Origin of the sequence: Arthrobacter sp. 9V (assembly GCF_902506065.1) — a bacterium.
Lineage (GTDB): Bacteria > Actinomycetota > Actinomycetes > Actinomycetales > Micrococcaceae > Arthrobacter.
In genome coordinates this window covers 3,703,591-3,719,828 of record NZ_LR732912.1, presented here as the reverse complement: position 1 = coordinate 3,719,828, position 16,238 = coordinate 3,703,591, and the positions used below count along the sequence as shown (strand labels likewise).

Annotated in this window: 11 protein-coding genes and 1 rRNA gene; 8 read left to right on the top strand and 4 right to left on the bottom strand. The window is 62.7% G+C overall.

Annotation, left to right across the window (positions count from 1 at the left end):
- The 4 genes from BACI9J_RS17060 (at window position 1) to BACI9J_RS17045 (ending at window position 5,392) form a co-directional block, all read left to right on the top strand.
- Window positions 1-3,675 (top strand): 1,4-alpha-glucan branching enzyme, encoded by a 3,675-nt coding sequence (locus BACI9J_RS17060; protein WP_159735417.1) that lies wholly within the window; start codon window positions 1-3, stop codon window positions 3,673-3,675.
- 503 nt (window positions 3,676-4,178) lie between these two features.
- Window positions 4,179-4,295 (top strand): 5S ribosomal RNA (rrf, locus tag BACI9J_RS17055).
- 88 nt (window positions 4,296-4,383) lie between these two features.
- Complete coding sequence (locus tag BACI9J_RS17050; protein ID WP_159735416.1) at window positions 4,384-4,878, top strand: SRPBCC domain-containing protein; 495 nt, start codon at window positions 4,384-4,386, stop codon at window positions 4,876-4,878.
- Window positions 4,871-5,392: a GNAT family N-acetyltransferase gene (locus BACI9J_RS17045; RefSeq protein ID WP_159735415.1), complete on the top strand. Its 522-nt coding sequence runs from the start codon at window positions 4,871-4,873 to the stop codon at window positions 5,390-5,392. Before BACI9J_RS17050 ends, BACI9J_RS17045 begins: the two co-directional genes overlap by 8 nt.
- A 5-nt stretch (window positions 5,393-5,397) precedes the next feature.
- Here BACI9J_RS17045 and BACI9J_RS17040 read toward each other — a convergent pair whose 3' ends face one another.
- The gene (locus BACI9J_RS17040) at window positions 5,398-6,420 is read right to left on the bottom strand and encodes a LacI family DNA-binding transcriptional regulator (protein ID WP_159735414.1); all 1,023 of its coding nucleotides are present in this window, start codon (window positions 6,418-6,420) and stop codon (window positions 5,398-5,400) included.
- 19 nt (window positions 6,421-6,439) lie between these two features.
- Window positions 6,440-8,167, bottom strand: coding sequence for a glycoside hydrolase family 13 protein (locus BACI9J_RS17035; RefSeq protein ID WP_236558741.1), 1,728 nt, complete (start codon window positions 8,165-8,167; stop codon window positions 6,440-6,442).
- A 314-nt stretch (window positions 8,168-8,481) separates the two neighbouring features.
- Here BACI9J_RS17035 and BACI9J_RS17030 point away from each other — a divergent pair, with 314 nt between their 5' ends.
- The 4 genes from BACI9J_RS17030 (at window position 8,482) to BACI9J_RS17015 (ending at window position 13,148) form a co-directional block, all read left to right on the top strand.
- Window positions 8,482-9,945: an FAD-binding oxidoreductase gene (locus BACI9J_RS17030; RefSeq protein WP_201296605.1), complete on the top strand. Its 1,464-nt coding sequence runs from the start codon at window positions 8,482-8,484 to the stop codon at window positions 9,943-9,945.
- Window positions 9,946-10,417: 472 nt separating this feature from the next.
- Window positions 10,418-11,698 carry an MFS transporter gene (locus tag BACI9J_RS17025; RefSeq protein ID WP_236558740.1) on the top strand — a complete coding sequence of 427 codons (1,281 nt, stop codon included), beginning with the start codon at window positions 10,418-10,420 and terminating at the stop codon, window positions 11,696-11,698.
- Between the two features lie 124 nt (window positions 11,699-11,822).
- Window positions 11,823-12,314 (top strand): pyridoxamine 5'-phosphate oxidase family protein, encoded by a 492-nt coding sequence (locus BACI9J_RS17020; protein WP_159735413.1) that lies wholly within the window; start codon window positions 11,823-11,825, stop codon window positions 12,312-12,314.
- A 132-nt stretch (window positions 12,315-12,446) separates the two neighbouring features.
- Entirely contained in the window at window positions 12,447-13,148 is a 702-nt protein-coding gene (locus tag BACI9J_RS17015) for a GntR family transcriptional regulator (RefSeq protein WP_159735412.1), read from the top strand.
- A 71-nt stretch (window positions 13,149-13,219) separates the two neighbouring features.
- Here BACI9J_RS17015 and BACI9J_RS17010 read toward each other — a convergent pair whose 3' ends face one another.
- Together BACI9J_RS17010 and BACI9J_RS17005 are read right to left on the bottom strand one after the other, a co-directional pair.
- Window positions 13,220-14,635, bottom strand: coding sequence for a DUF4032 domain-containing protein (locus BACI9J_RS17010; protein WP_159708694.1), 1,416 nt, complete (start codon window positions 14,633-14,635; stop codon window positions 13,220-13,222).
- Window positions 14,632-16,236 (bottom strand): beta-N-acetylhexosaminidase, encoded by a 1,605-nt coding sequence (locus BACI9J_RS17005; RefSeq protein WP_159735411.1) that lies wholly within the window; start codon window positions 16,234-16,236, stop codon window positions 14,632-14,634. The genes BACI9J_RS17010 and BACI9J_RS17005 overlap by 4 nt, the downstream gene beginning before the upstream one ends.
- Between the last annotated feature and the right edge of the window lie 2 nt (window positions 16,237-16,238).

The window sequence follows — 16,238 nt, the reverse complement described above, 5'->3', positions numbered from 1 at the left end:
ATGAACAAGGAAAACTTGAACCCCTCCATTGAAGGACTTCTCCGGACCTGGCTGCCAGGCAAGCGCTGGTTCCCGGTCAAGAGCCCCGACTTTGCGCTCGAGCAGGTGGGAGGCTTCAGCCTCCCCCATGGCAGCGGCGACGCACAGCTGGAAGTTGTGCTGTTGGCGGTAACCCACCGAACGGCCGACGGCGGTTTGCGGACTGACGTTGTCCAGGTTCCGTTGAGCTTCAGGAGCCAGCCGTTGTCCGAGGCGCCCACAGCATTGCTGGGGGAGTTCACGGATCCGGAACTCGGCCTGCGGCTCGTTTACGACGCCGTCTTCGATGCTGATTTCGTCACTGCATGGCTGGAACTCATGCGCAGTGAAGGAAAGGTGGGCGGCGCCCAGGGACATCTGACGCGTGGCCGTGTCGCGCTTCCGAAAACCCCCAAGACTGCCAAGGTCCTCTCCGGTGAGCAGTCAAATACCTCGGTCATCATTGACGACGGCGATTCGGCGGCGATCATCAAAATCTTCCGCGTGCTAGCGGCCGGCAAAAACCCTGAAGTGGAACTCGGTGCCGCCCTGACGGCAGCGGGGACCACCGAGGTTCCCGCGACGCTCGGATGGATTACCGGCGCGTGGGATGGTCCGGCGTCGAACGGTTCCACAGCGTCGAACGGTTCCACAGCGGCCACGGGCGAGCTGACCGTAGCCCACGAGTTCCTCCTGGGAGGCATGGATGCCTGGCGCTTGGCAGTAGAGGCAGCCGCAGCAGGTAGGGATTTCACTTCAGAGGCCCGCGGCCTCGGTGCTGCCACCGCCACGGTTCACGCCAGGCTCGCAGAAACGTTCGGCACCCTGGACGGACAGGAACAGGGGCCGGAGATCATCGCTACAGTGGACCGGCGCGTCCGGGCCTCGTGGGCGGAAGCCTCGTCCGCCGTCGGGCCTCATGATCAACAACTCGATGAGTTGCTGGCGGCCCTGGATCCGCGCGACGTGGGCCAGTTGCAGCGCGTCCATGGGGATCTGCACCTGGGCCAGATCCTGTTGGTTCCAGGCGCTGAGGGACAGCCTGGACGGTGGGCCATCCTCGACTTCGAGGGCGAGCCGCTCCGGACCATTGATGAGCGCAATTCTCCGGATCTTCCTTTGCGGGATGTCACCGGAATGCTGCGCTCCTTCGACTACGCAGCCGGTGCCGCCACGCGCGAAAACACTGACGCCAAGGTGCCCGAAACCTGGGTGGATGACTGCGCTGCCGCGTTCCTTGAGGGGTACAGCGAGGTCACCCCGGGAACCATTGACCGCCGCTCGCCGCTCTTTGTGGCATTGTGGCTGGACAAGGCCTTATACGAGGTTGTTTACGAGTTGCGGAACCGGCCCGACTGGTTGTCGATCCCCGTGAATGCATCCCGAAGAATCCTCGACAACACAAGCCGCGGCAAGCATGCGGCAGCTACAGCGGAAGGTAATGATATGACTGGCTCTGCACGCACCGAACGGCCCCGAGTTCCCCTGCACGTGGACTCCGAGACCTTGGAACGCGTGGCGGCCGGCGCCTACCATGCGCCCCACTCAGTGCTCGGCGCTCACTTGGACGATCACGGTCACGTCACCATCCGCACGGTGAAGCACCTCGCGAAGTCCGTGGCTGTGGTGACCGAAGCCGGCCGCACCGACATGACCCACGAGGCTCACGGCGTCTGGACCGTCGTCCTGGAACCGCTGCAGGCCGGCCACGTGCCGGACTACCGTTTGGAAGTGGTGTACGACGTCGAACCCGTCACCATCGATGACCCGTACCACTACCTGCCCACCGTGGGTGAGGTGGACCTGCACCTGATCGGTGAAGGGCGCCACGAACGTCTCTGGGACGTCCTGGGCGCGCACGTCCAGCATTACCGCTCCGCGTTGAGCGAGGTGGACGGAGTCTCCTTCGCCGTCTGGGCTCCCAACGCCCAGGCAGTCCGCGTGAAGGGCGACTTCAACGGGTGGGACGGCCGCTCCCACGGCATGCGTTCCCTGGGTTCCTCCGGTGTGTGGGAACTCTTCATCCCGGGGGTTGTAGCAGGGGCGTGCTACAAATACGAGATCCTCACCAAGTCCGGACACTGGATTGAAAAGGCTGATCCCTTGGCCTTCGGCACGGAGGTACCGCCACTGACTGCCTCGCGTGTTGTTGACGCAAGCTACCGTTTCAAGGACGCGGAATGGATGAATGCCCGCGCCGCCAAGGACCCGCACAACTCGCCCATGAGCGTCTACGAAGTCCACTTGGGCTCCTGGCGACTGGGCCTTGGCTACAAGGAACTCGCCAAGGAACTCGTGGACTACGTGAAGTGGCTTGGGTTCTCCCATGTTGAGTTCATGCCCGTTGCCGAGCACCCCTTCGGAGGTTCATGGGGCTACCAGGTAACGTCCTACTTCGCGCCGACCTCACGGTTCGGTCACCCGGACGAGTTCCGGTTCCTGGTGGATTCACTACACCAGGCCGGAATCGGCGTCCTCCTCGACTGGGTCCCTGCACACTTCCCCAAGGACGCCTGGGCGCTGGCGCAGTTCGATGGCCAGCCCCTGTACGAGCACTCGGACCCCGCTTTGGGTGAACACCCGGACTGGGGAACGCTGATTTTCGACTTCGGGCGCAGCGAGGTCCGGAACTTCCTGGTGGCCAATGCGCTGTACTGGCTGGAAGAATTCCACATCGACGGCCTGCGGGTTGATGCCGTGGCTTCCATGATCTACCTGGACTACTCACGTGAAGAAGGGCAGTGGCGGCCCAACAAGTTCGGCGGCCGTGAGAACCTCGAAGCGATTTCCTTCATGCAGGAAGTCAACGCCACCGTCTACAAGTCCCACCCCGGCGCTATCATCATTGCCGAAGAATCAACCGCTTTCCCGGGTGTCACTGCTCCCACCAACCACGGAGGGCTCGGCTTCGGGCTCAAATGGAACATGGGCTGGATGCACGACTCTCTCAAGTACATTTCCGAAGATCCCATCAACCGCAAGTGGCACCACGGCACCATCACGTTCTCCTTGGTCTATGCGTTCACGGAAAACTTCCTGCTTCCCATCAGCCATGACGAAGTAGTTCACGGCAAGGGCTCCATGCTCCGGAAAATGCCCGGTGACCGCTGGCAGCAGCTGGCAAACCTGCGTGCGTTCTTCGCCTACCAATGGGCACACCCGGGCAAGCAGCTCATCTTCATGGGCACCGAGTTCGGCCAGGAAGCAGAGTGGTCCGAACAGTACGGCCTGGATTGGTTCCTCGCTGACATTCCGGCCCACCGCGGATTGCAGCTCCTGGTAAAGGATCTCAACGAGCTCTACACCTCCACGCCGGCCCTTTACCAGCGCGACAACGAGGCCGGCGGTTTCCAGTGGATCAACGGTGCCGACGCCGATCACAACGTCCTCACTTTCATCCGTTGGGGTCACGACGGCAAACCGCTGGTTTGTGCCGTCAACTTCTCCGGCGGTCCTCACAAGGACTACATCCTGGGGGTACCGGCAGCGGGGGAGTGGACGGAAGTGCTGAACACAGACGCTGAGACCTATGGCGGCTCGGGAGTTCTGAACGCAGGATCGCTGAAGGCATCTGCTCCCGGAACCGACGGCCAGCCTGCGGCGCTGACCGTCACCCTGCCTCCACTGGGTGCCTCCTGGTTCACACCTACAGCCTGACCATCTCTCACATCACCACCCTTTTCCAGCGTCCCTCGCTCACATAACGGCCGCTTTCGAGCAACGCTCCCTCACTCAGGTGGGGGAGCGTTGCTGGTTCAGCCCGGCTTTGGTTTGCGGCCCGGTCCGCAGCCAAACACCCGACGACGGCGGCCCCCACCAACGCGCCTTTGCCAACGGGGGCAAAGTGTGGGTATAGTTAGTACCCGCGCTGCTCCACTGGTTGAGACCGCAAACTGACAAGAAACCGCAAGGAAAAATCAAGTCAGTCTTGCCGATTTGACTCAGAGGAAGCTAGCCGGTAAGTTTGAAAAGTTGCTCCGGAGCGATCCAGTTGAGGCTGGTGGTACTGCTCTGGAATAGTGACCTGTTGTTTGAGAACTCAATAGTGTGCCAAGTTTGTTGATACCGATTGTTTTATCAATTGGTTGAAATTATGGCCAGTACTGTCATGCACCCCCGTGTGTGGTGGTCTGGTTTTCAGCTGGTTTCGATAACAGAGTTACGGCGGTCATAGCGTGGGGGAAACGCCCGGTCCCATTCCGAACCCGGAAGCTAAGACCCACAGCGCCGATGGTACTGCACCCGGGAGGGTGTGGGAGAGTAGGACACCGCCGGACATAAATTCAGAAGAGCCCCAGCCACCCGCTGGGGCTCTTCGCATTTAACCCACCTGTGTGGCTTCGGCCAACGGTAGAGTTGGTGGTCATGGAAAATCTGTTTAGCCACCCCGAATCGGAGCCCGGGTCGTCCAGGCAGGACGGTGACGGCCTGGAGCCCTTCATCATCACTGTTGTGGTCCCCACCAACGTCTCGCACGCCTTCCAAGGCTTCACCGACCATCCACATCTGTGGTGGCCGCTGGAGCTGGAGAGCGTGTACGGCGAGGGCTCCCATGTTGAGTTCGAGGAGAACCTGATTCTGGAGACGGCTGAGGATGGCCGCACCTCCGTATGGGGAACAATCGATGACTGGCAGCCCCCGCTGTCCTTCCATGCCAGCTGGTACCCGGCCAGTACCCCATTGTGGTCCACCGAGATCCGGGTGGTCTTCCGGGCAGTGGATGGGGGCACTGAAGTCCGCCTGATCCATGATGGTTGGGAGGGTGCCGAGGACCCCGCTGCTTCCCGCGCGTCCTACGCCGAAGGTTGGCCTCGGGTCCTTGAGCGATACGTGAGGTTCATGGGCGGAGCAGTTGCCTAGGATCCGAAGGCTTCACTCAAGCGATTGGCAGTTGCTAAGGGCTGTCCGTCTGGAAATGATCGCGGACACTCCCATGGCCTACGTGGAGAGCCTGGAAGCGGCGCGCCGGCAAACGGAAACCCAGTGGCAGGTCCGTGCCGCCGCAATGTCCGGAGAGGGGAGCATCACCCTCGTAGCTGATGCGGGCGAAGACGGCAGCAAACTGTGCGGGCTGATGCGTGTGGTGCTCAAACATCCCCAAAACCCGGAGAAGCCGGTGCAGGCCGTACTGATCAGCGTCTACGTGGCGCCGGAGCACCGTGGGTTGGGACTGGCCGACGAACTCCTCAACGAATCGTGCAAGGCCGCCGCGGAGGAGCTACGCGCTGAAAGAATTGAGTTGGGTGTTCACGAGGAAAACGTGAGGGCGCTTGCGTTCTACCGGCGCCACGGGTTCGAGGCCACCGGTGCCAGCCGGCCTTATCCGCAGGACACATCAAAGTTGGAGCTCGTGATGGAGCGGCACCTGCCGTAGAGGACTTACGAGGCCCCGGCCTTGGGCACGGCTGTACTTGTCCGGACTACCAGCCGGGTTGGATGTTGGGTGTCTGCCGGTTCCAGCACCAGCCCGTTGTTGATTGCACCGAGCAGGGTCCGTACAGCTAGAGCCCCTTGGCCCTTGGCGTCCTGATCGATAGTGGTCAGGCCAAGCACCTTGCCGAGGTCGTGCCCGTCGATGCCCATCACTGAGAGGTCGTCCGGGATACGCAAGCCGAAGTCCCTGGCGGCGAGTATGGTGCCGATCGCCATTTCGTCGGAGGCCGCGAAGACTGCGGTAGGCCGCTCCGGTGCGCTTGCCAGCAGTTGCCGTGCGGCAGCGTAAGCGCCTTCTATGGTGAAGTCCGCGGAAACGATCCATTCGGGCCTGACGGGGCAGCCGGCGTCGTGCATTGCTTTTTCAAAACCGCTGCGGCGGGTTCCGGGCAGGCGGAAGTCTTGGTCATAAGCTTCAAGCCCGGTGATGTGGGCGATCTTGGTGTGGCCCAGGCCCAACAAGTGGTTGGTGGCCTTCAGCGCGATTCCGGAGTCGTCGATCCTGATGGTGGAAGCACCCGGCAAGGGCCCACCGATTCCCACAATAGGCCGGTGAACTGCGTGAAGCTGCTGGATTTCGTCTTCACTGAGCTCCAGGGATACTGCAATGACCGCATCCACCCTTTTGCGGAGCAGGAAGTCGTTGAAGACACTTTGGCGGCGCGCGGGGTTTTCGCCGATGTTGTAGAGCGTGAGGTCGTAGCCTGCCTCGAGCAGCGCCGCGGAGGCGCCCTCGATCACCGCTGAAAAGAACCAGCGGTGGACCGAGGGAACCACCAGCCCGACGTTATGCGTGCGCCCGGAGGCCAGGCTCGACGCATGGTAAGACAGTACGAATCCCAGCTCGGCGGCGGCGGTGCGGGCCCGTTCCCGGCTGGTGGGGGAGACGTTGCCCTTCCCGCTTAGTGCCCGTGAGACCGTGGCAACGGACAGCCCTGCTCGCTCGGCTACGTCCTTGATGCCGGTCATGCTGCTCCTCGGTGGAAAGTTAGCTGGCTGTGAGCCAGATTGTCTCCCCCGAGCCTAGTAGATCAGAGGCTTCTGCCGCCGAGCTCCGCAGGACCGTTTCGCCTGCAGGAAGCGGCATGGCCTCAGGCCCAACGTTGATGATCACCAGGATATTGCCGTTGAGGTAGGCGAGCGAGGTGTCGCTGCAGTAGTCCTCAACCCAGGCAAGCGAACCCTCGCCAAGGCGGTTGGTAGCGCGGAGGTCGAGCATCCGACGGTAAAGATTAAGGTGCGACGCCGGATCAACCTCTTGCTTGTCCCTCGCCAGTGCGGGCCAGGACTCGGGTTGTGGCAGCCAGGGGTCCAGGCCGCTGCCGAACCCGGAGTGTGGTTCGGAAGAGCGCCAGGGAAGCGGCACACGGCAACCGTCGCGTCCGATGCGTGTTCCGCCGGTTCGGGCGAATGTGGGGTCCTGGCGCATGTTACCGGGGATGTCGGAGGAGTCGGGAAGACCCAGTTCCTCACCTTGGTAGAGGTAGGCGCCGCCAGGCAGACCCAGCATGAACAGGGTGGCCGCGGCAGCCCGCCGTCGTCCGAGTTCCTCGTTGGGCTGGACGTCGTCAGGGCCGATTCCGTCGCCATCACGGGGCCCCGGGCCGTCATAGCCGAAGCGTGAAACGTGCCGGACAACATCGTGATTGGACAACACCCAGGTGCTCGGGGCGCCCACGGCATCAAGCGAGACCAAAGAATCGGTGATGATGTGGCGGAGGCGGTTTACATCCAGTCCGGCGTGCAGGTAAGGGAAGTTGAAGGCCTGGTGCATTTCGTCGGGACGAACCCACTGGGCCAACCGGGGGAGCGGGTCCACGTTGGCTTCGGCGCACAGGATGCGGTCCGGTCCGTATTCTTCCAGGATAGAACGCCACCGGCGGTAGATCTGGTGGAGGGCCGGTTGGCCGAACATCGGAGCGTCCTGGCCCGGGAAACCATCTGAGCTGTTGCCGTCAGCTCGCCCACCCCAGTTGGGGAGGCCCGCTGCCTTGACCAGCGCGTGGGCAACGTCAACGCGGAATCCGGAGATGCCGCGGTCCAGCCAGAAACGCAGGACGCGCTCGAACTCGGCGTGGACGGCCGGGTTGTCCCAGTTGAAGTCCGGCTGTGAGGAATCGAAGAGGTGCAGGAACCACTGGCCGGGCTGACCGTTCGGCTCCACGATGCGTGTCCATGCCGGGCCGCCGAAGTGCGACTGCCAGTTGTTGGGCGGCTCAATGCCATCGGGTCCTTGCCCGTCCCGGAAGATGAACATGTCCCGCTCCGCACTGCCGGCTCCGGCAATGAGGGCTGCCTGGAATGCGACGTGTTGATCCGAGCAGTGGTTGGGAACGAGGTCCGCGATGACGCGCAGGTTGAGCCTGTTGGCCTCGGCAATGAGCGCGTCGAAGTCGGCCAAGGTGCCGAAGAGGGGATCGACGTCGCAGTAGTCGCTGACGTCGTATCCTGCGTCGCGCTGGGGTGAGCGGTAGAAGGGTGACAACCAGACGGCGTCCACACCCAGCTTTGCCAAATGCGTGAGCTCGGCAGTGATGCCCGCCAGGTCTCCTATGCCGTCACCGTTGAGGTCGCGGAAGGAACGCGGATAGATCTGGTAGATCACAGCCGAACGCCACCAACCGGGCGCCGTCGAGGCGTCGTGGACCGGGGTCAGATGCGTGAAGGCTGTAGTGGGCTCGTGGGTCGCAACCGAGAGCATGGAATCAACGGACATGGAGACATCGTAGAAGAGTTTCCTGGAAATTGTAAACGTTTCCAGTGCTAAGGCTGCTGTCCTTACAGATGAGTGGCGCCCTTGACTACTTCCCTATGCCAGCCGGAGTCCAAAGGGTGGAAGCGCTTGCAATTGTCAATGGAAGATATGCAAAGGGATGTTCCTCGGACTGGGATCCTCCATGCGGCCGGACCGCCGCGCTTGGCCTCCGCGCAGTGCCTCCGCCCACCGGCGCTGGCTAGACTATGAGCACTGAAAACGCTGCGAAGACTGCCGATTTGGCGTGTCCGCGGCGCTCATGCGGAGGTAATGCCTTGTCGGACGAAACGGCCGTGGCCGGTACATCAGCGGAACGCATCAAGAACCGTACTGTCGGTCACGCGGAAGAGACCCGGCAGACAACCGGGCATCAAGCGTTCCTGCAGCAATTGGCCGACGGACTCCGGACAGGCCAGATAGCCCGTGACGAAGAGACCCTGACCATCTACTCCATCGATCAGGGACCAATGCTGGAGAGGCATCTGCCCTTGGCTGTTGTCTGGGCCGAGTCCGTGGAAGACGTGCAACACATTGTTCGCAGCTGCGCTGCACATGGTGTGCCGATCGTCGCCCGTGGTGCCGGCACCGGTGTTTCAGGCGGTGCGCACGCCACCCAAGGCTGCATAGTGCTGGGCTTGGAACGGATGAACCGCATCCTGGACCTTAACCCCGACGACGAGACCGCCGTCGTCGAACCCGGCGTCATCAACGCTGAACTCAACGCTGCTGCCGCCGAACACGGGCTGATGTATGCACCGGACCCCGCCAGTTACAAGATGTCCACAATTGGCGGCAACGTCGCCACCAACGCCGGGGGACTGCGGTGCGCCAAGTACGGTGTGACGCGGGATTCCGTGCTGGCCCTGGACGTTGTCATGGCCGACGGCTCACTCATGCACACCGGCCATCAAACCTTCAAAGGCGTGGCAGGCTATGACCTCACCGCACTGTTGGTGGGCTCAGAAGGAACGTTGGGGATTGTGGTGGGCGTTACCGTCCGCCTGAAGTACCTGCCCCGCGAAGTGCACACCATAGCCGCGTTCTACCAGGACTTCCGCAGCGCGGCCGCCGGAGTGCTGGCCGTGGGCAAGGCCAGAGTGCAGCCCGCCATCATGGAACTCCTGGACAACGGCACCCTGGTGCAGCTCGACGAACTCCACGGCGGGGACCTGCAAAAGCGCGGCAAGTCCCTGTTGCTTATTCAGACAGACGGCTTTGGGGCGGCTGCAGAAGCCGACGTCGTCCGGCAGGTTCTCGCCGACGGCGGCGCCACAGTTACCACCGAAGCCAGCGCCGAAGCTGAAATGCTGGTGGAATTGCGACGCAACAGCCGAGGCGTCGAAGTGGACGACGAATTCAGGGTAGGCGAAGACATCGCCGTCCCGCGTTCCCGCCTGGTGGACTTCGTGGCCGAACTCGAAGCCATGGCCGCCCGGTTCCGGGTACGCCTCAAAGTGGTGGCCCACGCCGGTGACGGCAACCTGCACCCCACCTTCTGGATGGACCGCGTAGACCCAGCCACTGATGCCGACGCCCTGCAGCGACTCAATGCTGCCTTGGACGAATCCATCCGGGTAGGCCTCGACATGGGCGGCACCATCACAGGTGAGCACGGCGTTGGGCAATACAAGCTCCGCTGGCTCGGCCTTGAGCAGCCCGAGCCGGTGCGGGAGTTGCAACGGCGGATCAAGGAACTGTTCGACCCCCAGGGGATCCTGAACCCGGGGAAGGCCATCTAAGCGCTATTTCGAAGCGGTGCTCGGCGTGGGGCCGCAGGGCCGAAACGCTCGGCGCGCTCGGCGTGGGGCCGCAGGGCCGAAACGCTCGGCGCGCTCGGCGTGGGGGCCGCAGGGCCGGAACGCTCGGCGCGCTCGGTCGTTCCTCCCTTAGACGCGCGCTGCCGCGTTCCGGCCCTGCGGCCCGTTGATGCGGCGCACCGTGGACGCTCTTTCATGTCCCTCGGGTTTGATCGTGACGCTCTTTCATGTCCCTCGGGTTTGATCGTGACGCTCTTTCATGTCCCTCGGGTTTGATTGTGACGCTCTTTCACTTCCACCCTTCCCGTGGGTTCGCTTCGCCCTCTTTGGTATCCCACGGCTTTGCGGTGCTACCCGGGAACCGCCGACTATCAGCGCGTTTGCCGCATTTACTTTCCAAGCTTTCCCCTTTAGGCTTCTTTGGTATACCAAAAATGAGTGGGGTGACGTGCGCGTGAAGCAGCTGGTTGGGGCGGGAGCGATTCCGGGGTGGGTGCTGGTGGCACTCATTGTTGTATCTATAAACCTTCGGCCGGCCATTACCACCGTTGCAGGGGTGATGAACCAGGTACCGGGAGTGTTTGGCCTGGACCCCGCCTTGCTTCCGCTTCTGGGCACCTTGCCCGTGTTGGCCTTCGGCATTTCGGGCCCGATCGGCCCTTGGCTGGCTCGGCGATGGGGGACCGGCCGGGCTGTGGCTGTTGCCTTGTTGGTTCTTGCTGGTGCATTGATCGTTCGGGCGACCGTTCCGGCCCTTTTGCTCCCCGGCACGTTCCTGGCGGGCATGGCGATCATGACCGCGAGCGTCCTGGTGCCGCAGATCGTCAAGGCAAACCGCGGCACGGGATGGTGGACAGGGTTGTGCACCATGGGTTTCGGGCTCGGTGCAGCGCTTGGGGCCGGACTCGTCCAACCACTCGAGACGGCCTTCGGCGGCAACCTGTCGTCAGCACTGGCTGTGTGGGCGGTACCGGCTCTGCTGGGCGCTTTCCTGATCCACCGCGCTGAAGGGCTTCCGTCCGGACGGCTTATGGACGTGGAAGCATTCACGACGACGACCGGGGACGCGCCGTCGTCGGCTGTCACCTCTAAATCTGCGTTGCCGCTGCGGAAGCAGCGCACGGCGTGGGCGGTGACGGCGTTCTTCGGGCTCCAAGCCATGCTGTACTTTGCTATCACGTCCTGGCTGGCTGTGTACTTGGTATCCCGCGGGTTGGTGCCTGCCGATGCCGCCGCCTTGCTGGCATGGTTCAGCCTGGCGGGCCTACCAGCCAGTCTGCTGGCACCTGTGCTGGCGGGCCGACCCGTCATCTTGAGGATCATGGCCCCCGGGCTCGGCCTATTTGTAGCGGCCGCGCTGCTGGGAGTCCTCATGGCTCCCGTTGAACTACAGTTCCTCATGGTGGGGATTTTGGGCGTGGTGCAGAGCGCCGGATTCGGGCTGGCCATGGCGTTGGTGGTGATTCGCTCCGACGGCCCCCGGTCGGCAGGCAGGCTCTCGGCCATGAGCCAGGGATTGGGCTTCGCGTTGGCGTCCCTCGGTCCACTGTTCGCCGGATTGCTGCACGCTATGACAGGCGGCTGGGAATTGACGTTCTGGATGCTCTCCGCCGAAGCCGTAGTGCTCGCCGGTGCAGGATTCTTTGCTATCCGCGGACCACTTGTCAGCGCGGACGCAAAAAAGCAGGAGCTACGGCCAGCTGAGAACGCCTCCACAGCCACGCTCGCCCCATAACCCGGAAGTGTCCGATCAACAGCCCGTTCAACGGCATGCGCAGCGAACAACACCGGGTGCAGCCACCCGGAAACCCGGTAGAAGGCCTGTTCGGGCAGCAGCTGCGCGGCGTATCCTCGGCCATATGACCAACTCAGCAGCAACAGGTACCAATCAGCCGGAAACGCCCGCTACTGAAATCCTGCAGACCAACGAGTGTTGGGAACTCCTCCGCGGTGTTTCAGTGGGCAGGCTGGCCGTTGTGGTGGACGACCACCCGGACATCTTTCCCGTCAATTACAAGGTTGACCACGGGACCATGGTGTTCCGGACCGGTGAAGGCACCAAGCTTCATGCAGCGCTCGGCGATGCTCCAGTGGCGATCGAAGCCGACGGCGTCAATGCCGAAACCGGCGTGGCGTGGAGCGTGGTGGTCAAAGGCCAAGCAACCGCCGTGAAGCTCACCCAGGACGTCCTGAATACCATTGGGCTCCTGCTCTTCCCGTGGGAGGCAGGCCAGAAGGACCAGTTCATCCGCATCACTCCAAGCGAAGTGACGGGCCGCCGCTTCAAAGTCACCCCGGCTGTGACGTGGTGGTCGCCCTTGGATGATGCACCCACAGCACGCGGCGAGTAACTCTTAGCGCCGAAACCCGCCCTTGTCCGCTGCAGCTTGCGTTGTACGACGTGGGGCTCGAACAAGAGCGGGTAGAAGGGCCGGCCGCTGGAGTAGCGTAGGGGGAGCGCCACTCACGGGACTGGCGTCGGCATGAAGGGAAGTTTGACAGTGGCTGAGGCGATGCCGGAAACCGGGAATGGCCGCGATGAAGAGGCCCGCGCGCAGAACGTCTACCAGTTGGTGTTGGAAGGCATTGTCACGGGCACGTACGCACAGGGTATGAGACTGCGGGAACGCGAACTTTCGGAGCTTTACAACGTCTCCCGCATTCCTGTGCGCGAAGCCATCCAGCGCTTGGAGCAGGACGGCTTCGTGGCGACTTCTCCCAGGCGTGGTGCGGTGGTCCGTCAACTGACTCTTACCGACGTCAACGAGCTCTTTGATGTTCGCCTCTGCCTGGAGACGTTTGCTGCGCGAATGGCTGCCACACGCGTGGCCGAAGGCAGCGACGGTGGCCGGCTGGAAGAGCTCATGGAGGCCTCCAAATCAGCCATCGACGACGAACACACCGACGACGTCGCTCTGATCAGCGCCGAGCTTCACGCCGAAATAGTGCGCCTCTCCGGAAACAGGCTGCTGATTGAATCGGTGAAGCCCCTGTTCGGGCGGATGCGCTGGATCTTCGGGCTGGCCCACAACCGCAGCAATGAACTCCAACGCAATGAACACACCGAACTCTGCAACGCGATCCTGAAGGGTAAACCGGACCTGGCCTACTCGCTGGCGTACTCCCACATTGAGCTGGGGCGCGAACCCGTTCTGGCAGGCCTCGCCGAGACACTGGAACCATAACTTAAACAGGCTCGACGCCGGCACTTACGTAAGTGCCGGCGTCGAGCCTGTTTCAGCGAATGTGGTCGAAACTAGTCGTCAGCGTCCGGGTACTCTTCCTCGTCGTCGTACCGGCCGGATTCCTCCACCTCAACCTCAAGGATCTTGAGCAGCTCCGTGTCCGGGTTGAGCATGATTGCTGCCTCGTCGCGGCGGTGCTGCAGCACAGTGTCCAAATAGGACTGGACGGTTTCAGCCAAGGGGACGTACCTGTCCTGTTTCTGGCTCATGTACCAACGGTGCTCCAGGACCTCGTGCACCACTTCGGCCGGCTCCAGCTTCCCGGCCAGGTGCCGGGGAATGGAACGGACGATTGGTTCGAAGATCTGGCTGACCCAGATGTGGGCGCTGATTTCCTCGTCAAGGTCCGGGTTGTTGTCCGCGCGGAACTGGTCCATGTCATTGAGGAGCCTGCGCGCCTGGTTCTCCTGGGCGTCAAGACCGGTGAGCCGCAGCAAACGACGCTGGTGGTGGCCGGCGTCCACCACTTTGGGCTGGAGTTGGATGGTGGAGCCGTCCGCGGTGGTCTTGATGGCGTACTCTTCCACGTCAAAGCCAAGCTCGTTGAGGCGGCGGATGCGGGCAGCCACGCGCCACCGCTCGCCGAGTTCGAAGGATTCCTTCTCCGTCAGCTCTGTCCAGAGCCGGCGGTAGCTGTCCATGATCAGCTCACTGGTGGCTACGGGATCCACCTTTTCCTCGATCAGTCCGCCATCCAGCAGGTCCATCAGTTCACCGGCGATGTTCACCCGGGCGATCTCCAGGTCATATTCACGCTGGCCCATGGAGAGGTCCGGGTAGAGCTCGCCCGTTTCGGCATCCACCAAATAAGCGGCGAAGGCACCGGCATCACGGCGGAACAGCGTGTTGGACAGCGAAACGTCACCCCAGTAAAAGCCCACAAGATGCAAACGCACCAACAGCAGCGCCTGGGCGTCAATGAGGCGGGTCAGGGTGTCCTTGCGGAGCATCTGGGAGAACAAGGCACGGTACGGCATGGAGAACTTCAGGTGGCGCGTCACAAGCACCGGGTTCAGCGGCCTGCCATCCGCAGTGGTCCTGCCCGTAATGACAGCAACCGGCTCCACGCAGGGAACGTCCAGCCGGGCCAGCTTACGCAGCATGTGGTATTCATGGCGGGCAACGTGCTCAGAGGTCTCCTTGATGGCGATCACCGAGCCACCCAAATGCGCGAATCGGACAATGTGCCGGGAGATACCGCGGGGGAGCGCAGCAAGGTTCTCTGCGGGCCAGTCCTCCAAGGCAATGTGCCATGGCAAGTCCAGCAACTCAGGGTCCGCCGCAGCAGCCGTGATGTTCAGGGAACCGATGACACTCGCCGGAGGTGCCGTGTCCTGCGCGCTCGCCGCTTCAGTCCTGGGGAGCTTGCCGATCTGCCCGTAGTCGGTGGGTTCGTCGTGCCACTGGGCTTCGTTTTGCTCGCTCATGCCTCAATTGTTCCGTACTTGGGAGTGAAGGACGTTGCCGCTTCGGGAAACGGCCACTCGGACGTGCCGGACCACTCGACGTCGGGCGCTTCCTGGAAGGCCACACCTTGCCTGGCGAGCCGCTCACCCAAGGCGCCCAACCGGCGTCGGAAGTCACCCGCATTGCGGACCTCCGGGCTGGACCATGCAACTTCGGCCAAGGAAACGGCCCTGGGGTAGAGGAGCCATTGAGCCTGCTGGTTGTTCCGGACGGTCTCAGACCAAAGGGCACCTTCAACGCCCAGGATGTGCTGGTCCTTGAGCCCGCCTTGGGCTGGATCCCAGTTGTAGTACTCTGCCCAAGTGAACGGCCCGCCTTCCACCCATTCGAGCCCAACGGGAGAGTCCGGCGCGTACTTTTGGTCCAAATATGTGTTGGCGGCAGGAGACATGATCACCGGTGAACCGTCCGTTTCTGCGTGCTTGAGCACGGGCGCAAGATCGCCGAACCAGTACTGGATCACGGACCCCGGGGGAAGTTCAGCGGCGGCGTACTCGTTCCAGCCCACCACTGTCTTACCGGTCCCGGCGGCAATCCTTGCAAATTCCTGAACCATGGCCACATAGTTCTCGTGCCCGGTCACCAGTGCTTCGTCACCGCCGATATGGAGGTACGGGCCTACCGTGATGGCGGCGAGCTGGGTGAGAACTTCCCGCACGAACTCGTAGGTGGCGGGAAGCGACTCGTCCAACGTTGACCAGCCAACCGCCGGAGTGGTGCTCATGGATTTGGCGACGCCGTCAGCGTTAAGCTGCGGAATCGCTGCGAGGGCAGTGTTGACGTGCCCCGGGACGTCGATCTCCGGCACCACCAGGACGTTCTTGCTGGCGGCATAGGCCTGGATGTCCAGGAAATCCTGCTGCGTGTAGAACCCTTCGCGTCCCCGTACAGGCGTAGCGGTGGGCACTTCAACAGCGCCTTGCGCACCCAGGGCGGTGAGGTTCGCGTAGGGCAGCCCGGACGGGTTGCCCTCAGCCCCGGGATCGTGAATTTCGATCCGCCAGGCTTGATCGTCCGTGAGGTGCAAGTGGAGGACATTCAGCTTGAACTGCGTCATGACGTCGATCTGCTCTTTCACCTGCGCCACGGTGAAGAAGCTACGGGCGACGTCCAGCATCAGGCCGCGGTAGGCAAAGCGGGGAGCGTCAGCAATCTCGACGGCGGGAATCACCCAGGTGGGATCGCTTGGACTGGCGTCTGCCGCGTCAGGGCCCTCTATCGCAGCGGGGAACAGTTGGCGCAGTGTCTGGACACCGTTGAAGAGCCCCGCAGTAGTGGAAGCGGTCAACCTGACACCGGATTCGGCGACTGTAAGGGCGTAGGCTTCGGGGCCGCCGTCGAACGTTTCTTCCAACTTCAGGGTGATGTCACCCGGGAGGGGGCCCTGGACTATCGGCAAGGCAAAACCGGTGGACCGCCGGAGCAGCGAGGCGAGCTGCTCAGCGACCGGGCCGGCTGGCTTGTCCGCAGCGATCCGGGCGGCGGATTCAAGTGTGAACGGGGGTTCGTCCTGGAGTGCCACGTGGGAGGGCCGGGGGATCAGATTATCTGTGGTGTTCATGC